Source organism: Achromobacter maghribensis (assembly GCF_057334215.1).
Genome location: NZ_JBHFII010000026.1, coordinates 184,430 through 195,084 on the forward strand (window position 1 = coordinate 184,430; position 10,655 = coordinate 195,084).

At 61.2% G+C, this 10,655-nt stretch carries 9 protein-coding genes and 1 tRNA gene; 5 read left to right on the plus strand and 5 right to left on the minus strand.

The features are described from left to right. The first annotated feature begins 144 nt into the window (after positions 1 to 144). The 4 genes from ACE039_RS11680 to ACE039_RS11695 all read left to right on the plus strand — a co-directional run bounded on the left by ACE039_RS11680 (position 145) and on the right by ACE039_RS11695 (position 5,693). Positions 145 to 432, plus strand: coding sequence for an MSHA biogenesis protein MshH (locus tag ACE039_RS11680; RefSeq protein WP_448710528.1), 288 nt, complete (start codon positions 145 to 147; stop codon positions 430 to 432). A 436-nt stretch (positions 433 to 868) separates the two neighbouring features. Then, positions 869 to 1,405: an MrpH family fimbial adhesin gene (locus ACE039_RS11685; RefSeq protein WP_485822437.1), complete on the plus strand. Its 537-nt coding sequence runs from the start codon at positions 869 to 871 to the stop codon at positions 1,403 to 1,405. Between the two features lie 121 nt (positions 1,406 to 1,526). Beyond that, entirely contained in the window at positions 1,527 to 2,342 is an 816-nt protein-coding gene (locus tag ACE039_RS11690; protein WP_485822438.1) for an MrpH family fimbial adhesin, read from the plus strand. A gap of 375 nt (positions 2,343 to 2,717) precedes the next feature. Then, positions 2,718 to 5,693: an autotransporter family protein gene (locus ACE039_RS11695; RefSeq protein WP_485822439.1), complete on the plus strand. Its 2,976-nt coding sequence runs from the start codon at positions 2,718 to 2,720 to the stop codon at positions 5,691 to 5,693. A 124-nt stretch (positions 5,694 to 5,817) separates the two neighbouring features. Here the strand turns inward: ACE039_RS11695 and ACE039_RS11700 are convergent, their stop codons facing one another. Further along, positions 5,818 to 6,723: a LysR substrate-binding domain-containing protein gene (locus tag ACE039_RS11700; RefSeq protein WP_485822440.1), complete on the minus strand. Its 906-nt coding sequence runs from the start codon at positions 6,721 to 6,723 to the stop codon at positions 5,818 to 5,820. Positions 6,724 to 6,821: 98 nt separating this feature from the next. On the opposite strand from ACE039_RS11700, the gene ACE039_RS11705 reads away from it, so the two are divergent. Continuing rightward, entirely contained in the window at positions 6,822 to 7,550 is a 729-nt protein-coding gene (locus ACE039_RS11705) for a glutathione S-transferase family protein (protein WP_448708809.1), read from the plus strand. A 109-nt stretch (positions 7,551 to 7,659) separates the two neighbouring features. Here ACE039_RS11705 and ACE039_RS11710 read toward each other — a convergent pair. The 4 genes from ACE039_RS11710 to ACE039_RS11725 all read right to left on the minus strand — a co-directional run bounded on the left by ACE039_RS11710 (position 7,660) and on the right by ACE039_RS11725 (position 10,448). Next, positions 7,660 to 7,735, minus strand: a tRNA-Lys gene (locus ACE039_RS11710). 160 nt (positions 7,736 to 7,895) lie between these two features. Continuing rightward, positions 7,896 to 8,693 (minus strand): MetQ/NlpA family ABC transporter substrate-binding protein, encoded by a 798-nt coding sequence (locus tag ACE039_RS11715; RefSeq protein WP_105555496.1) that lies wholly within the window; start codon positions 8,691 to 8,693, stop codon positions 7,896 to 7,898. Positions 8,694 to 8,749: 56 nt separating this feature from the next. Next, positions 8,750 to 9,403, minus strand: a complete 654-nt coding sequence (locus ACE039_RS11720; protein WP_416023240.1) for a methionine ABC transporter permease — start codon at positions 9,401 to 9,403, stop codon at positions 8,750 to 8,752. Further along, the gene (locus tag ACE039_RS11725) at positions 9,360 to 10,448 is read right to left on the minus strand and encodes a methionine ABC transporter ATP-binding protein (protein ID WP_485822441.1); all 1,089 of its coding nucleotides are present in this window, start codon (positions 10,446 to 10,448) and stop codon (positions 9,360 to 9,362) included. Before ACE039_RS11725 ends, ACE039_RS11720 begins: the two co-directional genes overlap by 44 nt. Positions 10,449 to 10,655 lie beyond the last annotated feature (207 nt).

The window sequence follows — 10,655 nt, forward strand, 5'->3', positions numbered from 1 at the left end:
GCCAAGTTCGTCCGTATGGCGTACTACCAGTGGCCTAGGGCTTTCCATTGGCTTAAGACTTGGCGCGCCAGGCCGTTGTCTATGTGCCAGGCGCCGCGATGTGCGGCGCCATCCGCCACAACCAGACCCCGAGCCGCCAGACGCATGAACCGCGCCATTGCCTGTATTTTTTGTGAATCGACGCTGGCACAAGGCGCGCTGCTGCTTGAAAAGAACGGCGAGACCATCTGTAAAACCTGCGTGGACCAGTTCGCCGCGCTGTTCGCCGAGCGGGCGTGGGTTATGGCGGCCACGTTGCAGGAAAAGTTGGATGTGTTGCTGGAGGCCAGCCAGCGCGCACTGGCGCAAAGCGAATCCCTGGCCGAGCGCGCCCGCGCTTGCGGCCTGAGTCTGGATGAATTGGCTGGAACGTCAACGCGCACGCTTTCCTAAGCCCTTTCCGAATACGATCGCTTCGCTGCGCTCAGTCAGACCTACGATGCAAGCGCAGGCGTTACTCGGAAATTCCCTACAGACCTTGCCGTAACGCCCTGCATCGTGGAGGCAAGGATCCGCCTACTCTGGTGTTTTTGGGGCGGAGCTATTGATGTTAAAGCGTTTATATATATGCCGGGTCGTCTGTTTTATTTTCTTGTTCTCTCTGTCAAGCATTTCTGCTGCCGTGGTAATAACGTCAACAGACAGCCAGCACGAATCCACGGGAATCAGATATTATTTTACCGTTACCGACTGGGATAGCGGCGGCGTCAAACTCTGTAATGACACGTCCGCAACAAGGTGCACACTAATAATAGCTGGAGTTCGGTCACCCGATGATTTCATGGGAATGATCTCGAATGGAATATCCTGGAGCGTAACACCGTCATCCATGCAGGAAGTGTATTCCCAGCTGAACAGGCAGGGGTTTTCCGTCCCTTATCGTGGATCAATACTTGTTCCGAAAGGCACGCAAACCTCGAGCCGTTTCTGCATTACCTTTGCCCAAGGATATAGCTGGGGATCCTCCGGAGGGGCAGTCGCCCCTATCGGCCCGTGCGCGAAGGTCATTCCAGCGGCGTTGCAATGCGATATCAGAGGCAATACCACCATCAGCCACCGCGAATTGTTCAGCGATGCGATCGATGGCAATGAAGCACAAACCCAACTGCAATTAACCTGCACCGGAGTCACCAGCGTCATCGTCAAAACGACTGCCGATGACACGCTCGGCGTCAAGCTTAGAACGAACGAAGGCTTGTATTCGAAACTCACGATTGATGGGAAAAGCACGGCGCGCGGCGTGCCAATCAACGTTTCCGATAACGTGCATACGAATATCTCCTTGAAATCGACGCTCGTCACAAGGGGAATCGTCAAATCAGGCGAGTTTTCCGGGTCCACCGTGCTGACGGTCTCCCTTCCGTGACCGCGCCTGCGATACCGCTGATACTCCTCCAGTCGGAAATTTCCCACGAACCTTGTCGCAACGCCCGGCATCCCAAAGGCAAAAATCCGCATATCCTGTCTTTTTTTGGGCGGAGCCTTCGATGTTCAAGTATTCAAATATATACAGGGTCGCCTTTTTTATATTCCTGTTTTCACTATCCGCCCTTGCACATGCGGTGGTTATCAGCTCAACAAAAAGTCGCTACGAACCCGCGGGAATAAGGTTTTATTTCACCGTATCCGACTGGATGAACGGCGGTGGAACATTTTGCGAAAACCTCGACGCCCCCCTATGCACCATTTACATCTTCGGCGCCCAATCCCCCGGCAATAGCTCGTGGATGACGGGTGGCGGCGGCTTCTGGGAGGTTAAACCCTCACCGACCATGGAGGGCGTGCTTGCGCAGATGCAGGGCTTTTCCATTCCTTACCATGGGTCGTTATTGGTCCCCAAGGGCGACCGGATATCCGACACTTTCTGCATTACGTTTGCCGACGGCTACCGATGGCCGAATTCAGGCGGTTCGATAGTGCCGAAAGGCCCCTGCGCAAGAGTCGTGATGCCTGCATTGCAATGCGAGATCAACGGGGACACCACCATCAACCATCACGAGATTTTTAGTGACGCAATTGATGGCAATGAAGCAGAGACGCAGCTGCAATTAACTTGCACTGGCGCAAGCAGTGTCATTGCCAAGACAAGCGTTGAAGATCCGCTAGGAATCAAACTCAGGGCGAACGAAGGTTTGTATTCAAAGCTCACGATCAACGGAAGAAAAGCGTCGGAAGGCGTGTCGATCGAAGTTGAAGAAGGTTTGGCAACGAACATCACGTTGAAATCGACGCTAGCCACCAAAGGCGTCGTTAAACCTGGCGAGTTTTCGGGGTCTACCGTGCTGACCATTTCGCCGCCATGACTGATCGATGCCTTAGATTTGACGCTCGTTCAATACCGAAAACGCCGCTGGCACCCGCGGCGTTTTTTTATTCTGTCCGACATGCCCCCACGAACATTATTGAATGTATCAATTCGCGCCATTTCTATAAATCGGATGGTATCCATTAGCGCATGCCCGGAATATTGGATGGTATCCATTCCGGAGCTATTTATAACGCGGATGGTATCTATTTATTAATTCTTGGTATTGCAAAAAAACTGGTTTACATTGCGTCCTTTTTTTTCGACGAACGATTACGTTCATGCAGATTGGCTTGTTACGTAGCAATACCTTTGCAGCAAATCAGCAATGTTTCGACATCGGACCATTAATCGAAATATAAAGGAACCAGTTTTGAGATACGGCACGAATAAGTGGCTGACGGCGACACTTGCCCTCACTACGACCTACTGCGGCGGTGTCACGGCAGCCGACCTGACGGTTTCGCCCGGCGACACCCAGGTGCTCGACGGTTCGGCTAATTTTCCAGGTGGGGTCGACGTCAACGGCGGCACGCTGGTGATCGGCGGCAATGGCGGTGGAGCCGGCGTTGCAATCGGCGGAAACGTCAATGCGACCTCGGGCGGCACTGTCGCGGGCTTCGGATCGATCAACGGGGATCTCAACGTAACGGGCAACGCGCGCGTCGCGCCGGGTTATTCCGTCGGAACGCCGACCGGCGTGTCCAACGGCAACCTTTTCGTCGACGGCAACTTGTCGATGAACAATGCCGAGTTCACCTTCGAGACCGGCTATGCGGGCTTGCCTATCACCCAGCCGGGCACCGGCGACAACATCACCGTCGGTGGCAACGTTGCACTGAATAACACGACGCTGAACGTCTCGGTCAATACCGTGGGCACCAACGCTGGCTACTATCGCATCCTGTCCTACGGTGGCACGTTAAGCGGCAACGGTCTGTCGTTGGGTTCGGTCACCGGGGACTCCGTGCCCGCTGCGACCATCCAGTCCCTGACCGGCGACAAGCAGATCAACCTGATCCTTGGCCCAAGCACCACCAACCTCTGGAACGGCAACGGCGCGGCGTCCGCAACCCGTTCAGGCGGCGGCAATGGCACCTGGAGCGCCACCAGCACCAACTGGAACAGCCCCAGCAATGCCACGGGGGCCCTGCCCGATGGTGGCTATGCCATCTTCACCGGCGCGACCGGCACGGTGACCGTGGACGGCAGCGCCGGCCCGGTGCGCGTGTCGGGCATCCAGTTCGCCACCGACCGGTATCGCCTGCAAGGCGCTCCCATCACCCTGGTCGGCAGCGGCGGCAACCCGCCGGCGATTGTCGTGGGCGACGGTACGTATGCCTCCGGCCAGTTCGTGGACACCATCGACAACCCGTTGCAGGGCACGCAGGGCTTCGTCAAGACCGGCCCCGGTTCCGTGATCCTTACCGCCGACAGCAGCGGTCTGACCGGCCCCATCCTGATCGCCGACGGCGCCTTGGAGATCGACGGCAAGCTGAACGGCCCGGTCGATATCGGCCGCGAAGTCGTGCTGGCGGGCGTCGGCCAGTTGGGCAGCACGACCTTGTATCCGACCGCCGTCGTGTCTCCGGGCAATGACGGTTCGCCCATCGGCACGCTCACCATCAACGGCAACCTCACCTTCGGTGAAAACACCATCTATCGCGTGCACGCCAATCCGGCCAGCAACGCAAGCGACCGCATCCACGTCACGGGCGTCGCCTACCTGGATGGTAGCGTGGCGCACGTGGGACCCGACGGCAACTATGCGCCGCGCACCACCTACAACATCCTGACCGCCGACGGCGGCATACAGGGCAGGTTCACCGGCGCGTCAAGCGCGTACGCGTTCTTGACCCCCACGCTCAGCTACGACGCCAAAAATGCATTCATGACGCTGACGCGCAACGACGTGCCGATTGGCAGTGTCGGCGGCACCGACAATGAAAGCAGCGTGGGCGGCGCGCTGGATCAGGAGCAGCCTCCCGCAGCTGGCAACGGATCGCCGTCGACGGGCAATGGATCGCCGGCGACCGGTAACGGGTCATCTTCGACGGGTAGCGGATCGTCCACGGCGGGCAATGGCTCCGCGTCGACGGGCAGCGGATCGTCCACGGCAGGCAATGGCTCCTCGTCGACCGGCAGCGGATCATCCGCGACGGGCGACGCAACGTCGGCAGGCGCTGCAACGTCCCCGAACGCCAACGGTACGCCGACCGCCGGAACTGAATCGCCGGTGGTCGAAAGCGGCAACGCGGCGGCCAGGAATACGGGCGCAGGCCAGGTAGCGATGGCCGTCCTTTCCATGACGCCGGGTGAAGCGCGCTCGGCCTTGAAGATGCTCTCTGGCGAAGCGTACGCAAGCACCGCGAGCGTGCTGCAAAGCCAGGGCGATACCGTGCGCACGATGCCGCTGTCCCACCTGCGCGGCAACCTCGACGCGCCGCTCTTGGCCGGACGCCCGACGGCGCAACTGGGTGCCGCGTCATCCAACGCGCTGCCGCAAAGCGGCGCCTCGCCGGTCTGGGCGCAAGCGTTCGGCAACTGGAGCACGTTCGGCGGCGACGGCAACGCATCAAGCGTCAGCCAATCCGCCGGCGGGCTTTTCGTTGGCGGTGACGGCGCCGTCGGCGGCGGCTGGAGATTGGGCGGCGCGCTGGGCTACATCGGCAGCCACAATTCCATTGCCGATGCGTCCTCGCGCACCAATGTCGACAGCTATACCGCGACGTTGTTCGGCGGACGGAACTTCCCCGCCGGCCCCGGCCATCTCCGCTTCATGGCTGGCGCGGCCTACACCTGGCACGACATCGACACGAAACGTGATGTGGCCGCTGGAAGCCTGAATCAGCGGCTGGAGTCCTCCTATCACGCCTCTTCGACGCAAGTGTTCACCGAACTGGGCTACAACCTGCCGGTGGGCGATGCCTACACCATCGAACCCTACGCCGGCCTGGCTTGGAACCAGGTGCGCACGCGCGACTTCCAGGAATCGGGCGGCTCGGCGGCCTTGCACGGCTCGGGGAATTCCGACGATGTCACCAGCACCACGCTGGGATTGCGCGGCGCATGGCAATTCGGCTCCGACGAGGCGCCGGGACGCTTGACCGCTACGTTAGGCTGGCGCCATGCGATGGGCGATGTGAAGCCCCGACAGGAACTGGCGTTCAGCGGCGGCAGCACGTTCTCGGTGACGGGTGTCCCGATCGCGCGCGACGCCGCGGTGCTGGGCTTGGGCGCCGAAGTGGCCATCACGCGCAACACGACGGCAGGCATCGCCTACGACGCGCAGTTCGGTGGCGGCAACCGCCAGCAAGCCGGTCTGCTCAAGTTGGCCGTGCGGTTCTAGGGCGTGCGCTTTTAAGCCATGCACTTCTAAGCCATGCCCGCCTCGGTCCCGCCATTCCAGGCGGGGCGTACCAGGGCAAAGGAACAAGCCCCCTGCAGTGTGACTGCGGGGGGCTTTTTTTGCGCTATGGCATAACGACGCTGCTGGCGGACTCCGTCCGCATCAGGAAATCGATCACGGCGCGCACGGCGGGAAGCTGGCCCCGCTTGTGTGGCGTCAAGATCGTTGTCATCACGCTGCCTGCGATCCAGGCCGGTAACACCCGTACCAACCGCCCCTCATTGACCGCTTGCGCCGAGATCATTTCGGGCAGGCAGACAATGCCAAGCCCCGCCTCCGCAGCCTTCATCAACGACACCGATTCATCGGCATACAGCAGCGGCTGCGGCGCGACCTCCACGATGCGGCCGCTGGCATCGCCCAAGCGCCAGCGCTTCATCGTCAGGTTGGTCATCAGTCCGTCGTGCTCGCTCAAGGCCTCCGGCACCGGGGGTTCGCCGCGCCGGGCGACGTAAGACGGCGCAGCCACCAGCGTAATCGGCTCCTCGCTCATGCGTCGTTGCACCAGATCCGAATCCGGCAGCGCCGCGAAATGACTTCGGATCGCAAGATCAAAGCCCTCCTGCACCAGATCGATAAAGCGGTCCGTGACGTGCAACTGGATACGCAGTTTTGGATATTGCCGCGCAAGGATGGGCAGGCGGTCCGCAAGCTGGAACTGCGCGATGGGCACAGACGCCGTGATCCGCACGGTGCCGCTTGGCTCCGCCAGGCGTCGATGCACGACGGCTTGGGCGGCCTCGGCCTCGATCATCACCGCGCGGGCGTGGTCGTACACGTCGCGTCCCACGTCGGTCAGCGTAAAGCTGCGCGACGTGCGGTGAAGCAACTGGACGCCCAGCGTGGCTTCCAGCGTCGCCACCCGCTTGCTGACCGTCGATTTCGGGCAATCCAGGCGCCGGGCAGCCGCCGCGAAGCCGCCGCTATCGACCGCCTGAGCAAAAAAATGCAGGTCATTGAGGTTCAGCATGTTCGTCTATGCATGTGGACATTGAGGCGCAATTTATCCATCTTTTGCCACGATGTCCACGTATGTATATTTCACCGTATCAACAACGGAGAAATGACATGAACCCCACCTCTGAACCGATCTTCACCGCCGGCTTCCCTCTCGGCAGCTCGGCCGGGCTCGTTACCGCTTTCGAATGGCTCGGCCAGCCCTATCGCATTACCCGGGTGGACATGCTGGGGGAGATGCGCACCGACGCCTACAAGCGTCTGAATGGCCGAGTGGAAACACCCGTACTGATCACCGAAGAAGGCGATGTTCTCACCGAGACGATGGCGATCGCCCTATGGCTCGAGGCGCGAGACACCCAGCGCCGCATCAGCTTCGAACCCGGCACGCGGCAGGCCCACCGGCTGCATCAGTACCTGGCTTTCCTCAATACCGGCTTCACCGGCGCGTTTTATCCCATGTGGGTCGCGCTGGAGGCGCCGGACGCCACCGAAGGCGAAAAGGAAACGCTGCGCAAGTTCGGACGCAGCTTCGTGGCGCTACGACATGAACAGCTTGAGGCGATGATAGGCGACAGCGATTATCTGCTGGGCAACCAGCCGACGCTTGCGGACGCGGTGTTCGCCGGCGTGGCGCGCTGGGTGGATTTCCATCAGGCGATCGAACCGCGGAACTATCCGCGCATCCTGGCGTTGCGCCAGCGCATCGAGGCCGACCCTGCATTTCGCTTCGCAGCGGCCATTGAAGATGGCAAGCCGGCGATTGGCAGCGGCGCAATGAAAGGCCTTGTCCCGCTAGAGACGGTCTTGCACCATACAAGCGGCGCCCTGCCGGCCTGAGTCTGCCCCTCCTAGTCCGTCAGAAGACAAAGAAGCGCTGACAAGGATACGCCGCCAAAGAAAAACGCCGCTAGCAATAGCGGCGTTTTTCATACTGCAGGTGTTTGGTTGGTGGGCTGAGCGAGACTCGAACTCGCGACCAACGGATTAAAAGTCCGCTGCTCTACCGACTGAGCTATCAGCCCGACCGAAGCCAGAAATTATGGCGGATTTTCTTAAGCTTGTCAAAAAGTTTGGCGCAAGCTGCCTTAACTTCCCGGCTGGCGCCTTTCCTGCATCGCTACCGGCCGCCCATGAAAAACGGCCGCACGCGGCGGCCGTTCCCGGGTACGAATGGGCCTGGAATTACCAGGCAGCCACCACGGCGCCCTTGTACTTGGTCTCGATGAACTGCTTCACGGCCGGGCTGTGATAGATGCTGACCAGCTTGGCGAAGTCGGCGCGATCCTTGTCCTTTTCACGCACGACCAGCACGTTGGCGTACGGCGAATCCGGCGATTCCTGGGCGATCGCGTCCTTGGTCGGGTTCAGGCCGGCTTCCAGCGCAAAGTTGGTGTTGATGGCCGATGCATCCGTGTCGTCCAGCGAACGCGGCAATTGGGCAGCGTCGAGTTCGATGAAGCGCAGCTTCTTCTTGTTCTCGACCACGTCGATCGGGGTCGCCTTCAGGCCGGCTTCGGGACGCAGCTTGATCAGGCCGTTGGCTTGCAGCAGCAGCAAAGCACGGCCGCCGTTGGTCGGATCATTCGGCAGCGCGATGCGGGCGCCGTCCTTCAGTTCGGCCAGGGACTTGATCTTCTTGCTGTAGATGCCGATCGGGAAAATCACGGTCTTGGCGATGCTGACCAGCTTGTAGCCACGGTCGGCGTTGGCGTTGTCCAGGTAGGGCTGGTGCTGGTAGCTGTTGACGTCCAGGTCGCCCGAGGCCAGCGCCACGTTGGGCTGCACGTAGTCGGTGAATTCGATGATCTGGATGTTCAGGCCCTGCTTGGCGGCTTCGGCCTTCACCACATCAAAGATCTGCGCGTGCGGGCCGGCAGTGACGCCCACCTTCAGCGGCTTGTCCTGAGCCAGCGCGGGCTGGGCAAAAACGGCGGCGCCCAGGGCGAACGCGGCCAGCGACTTCAAAACCTTGATGCTCATGTTGCGATATCCCGAATAACGGATGTAGAGAAAAGAATGGTTCGGCGCCGTTGCGTTCAGCGATGCGACAAGCGGCGCACGAAACGGTCGCCAAGGCTTTGGATGGCCTGGACCAGGACGATCAGCACGATCACGACCGCGGCCATGACGTCCGATTGGAAACGTTGATACCCGTAGCGGATGGCCAGGTCGCCCAGGCCGCCGCCGCCGATGGCGCCGGCCATCGCCGAATAACCGATCAGGCTGACCACCGTGACGATGGTCGCGGCAATCAGGCCCGGCAAGGCCTCGGGCAGCAGCACCTTCCGGATGATCTGCATCGGCGATGCGCCCATGGCGCGCGCCGCGGTGATCAGCCCCGGGTCGACTTCACGCATGGCGTTTTCCGCGATGCGGGCCATGAACGGAATCGCGGCCACCGACAGCGGCACAATGGCGGCCGCGGTGCCGATGGAGGTCTGCGCGACCAGACGCGTGAACGGGATGATGGCGACCATCAGGATCACGAACGGCACCGAGCGGGTAGCGTTGATGACGGCGCCCAGCACGTGATTGACGGGCTGGTTCTCCAGCATGTTGCCGCGCGCGGTCACCGTCAGCGTCACCCCCAGCGGGATGCCGATCACCACCGCGATGGCGCTGGCAACGCCCACCATCAACAGGGTGTCAAGCAGCGACGTAATAAGCAGATCGATCAGTTGCGGACTCATGAGCTATTTCTTCAACGGTGATGTCACGGGCGGCCAACGCGGCGATGGCGTCCTTGACCGCGGTGGGCGCGCCTTGGGCCAGCACGAACATCGTGCCCACGGCCACGCCCTGGATGTCTTCGACGCGGGCCTGGACCAGGCCGACGTCCAGCGAATATTGCTTGGACAGATCCGACAGGAACGATCCCGACGAATCCGTGCCGGTCAGGGACAGGCGCAGCAGACGCACGGCCTGACCCGGATTGGCGGCGGCCAGCGTGGCGATGCGTTCCTTGACGGCGGCCAGCGTGGCGTCGGTCAGGTCGGACGCGGTAGCGGCCGACACCATGCCGCGCGTGACCTCGTGGCGCGGCTGCGCGAACACTTCACGCGTGCTGCCCACTTCGACCACTTCGCCTTGCGACAGCACGGCGACGCGGTCGCAGACTTCGCGCACGACTTCCATCTGGTGCGTGATCATCACGACGGTGACGCCGGTCTTGCGATTGATGTCGCGCAACAGCGCCAGGATGTTGTGCGTGGTTTCCGGGTCCAGCGCGGACGTGGCTTCATCGCTGAGCAGCACGTCGGGATTGTTGGCCAGCGCGCGCGCAATGCCCACGCGCTGCTTCTGGCCGCCGCTGATCTGGCTGGGATAGCGGTCGCGCAGATGCTCAAGGCCCACCAGCGCCAGCAGACGTTCGACGCGGGCCGGGATCTCGCCCTTGGCCACGCCGGCGATCTCCAGCGGCAAGGCCACGTTGCCGTAGACGGTACGGCGCGACAGCAGGTTGAAACCCTGGAACACCATGCCGATGCGGCGGCGCTGGCCGCGCAGCTGTGCTTCGTTCAGCCCGGTGAGCGGTTGCCCCCCGATGGTGATCGTGCCTTCGTTGGGCCGTTCCAGCAGATTGATGCACTGGACCAGCGTGCTTTTACCGGCCCCGCTGGGGCCTATGATGCCGAAGACCTCGCCCTGCGCGATATGCAGGTTGATGCCTCGCAGCGCCTGGAATTCTCCATGCGGCGTGGCATAGGTCTTGGATAGGTTCTCGATGTGAATCATGGCAAGCGATTTTGTATCTTTTCTCTTCTAAAGAGAACGACCGTTTTTTCCATTTTCTATAACTATAAGTAATATAGAACGCTGTGGCCGCCGACAGGCGGGCCGGCAGGCCTATCTCGAAATGCTGCAATCGGGTGCCGGGCAAAAGGCGTAAAGGGCAGTCAGGAAGGAAAGCCTTCCTGACTGCCCTTTTGTCGCGGTGGGCGG

Excerpts from the sequence above, each read along its gene's own strand:
- ACE039_RS11715 (WP_105555496.1), bottom strand. The coding sequence starts at position 8,693 with ATGAGCATCAAGGTTTTGAAGTCGCTGGCCGCGTTCGCCCTGGGCGCC.
- ACE039_RS11700 (WP_485822440.1), bottom strand. The coding sequence starts at position 6,723 with ATGCTGAACCTCAATGACCTGCATTTTTTTGCTCAGGCGGTCGATAGC.
- ACE039_RS11705 (WP_448708809.1), top strand. The coding sequence starts at position 6,822 with ATGAACCCCACCTCTGAACCGATCTTCACCGCCGGCTTCCCTCTCGGC.
- ACE039_RS11725 (WP_485822441.1), bottom strand. The coding sequence starts at position 10,448 with ATGATTCACATCGAGAACCTATCCAAGACCTATGCCACGCCGCATGGA.
- ACE039_RS11680 (WP_448710528.1), top strand. The coding sequence starts at position 145 with ATGAACCGCGCCATTGCCTGTATTTTTTGTGAATCGACGCTGGCACAA.
- ACE039_RS11720 (WP_416023240.1), bottom strand. The coding sequence starts at position 9,403 with ATGAGTCCGCAACTGATCGATCTGCTTATTACGTCGCTGCTTGACACC.
- ACE039_RS11690 (WP_485822438.1), top strand. The coding sequence starts at position 1,527 with ATGTTCAAGTATTCAAATATATACAGGGTCGCCTTTTTTATATTCCTG.
- ACE039_RS11685 (WP_485822437.1), top strand. The coding sequence starts at position 869 with ATGCAGGAAGTGTATTCCCAGCTGAACAGGCAGGGGTTTTCCGTCCCT.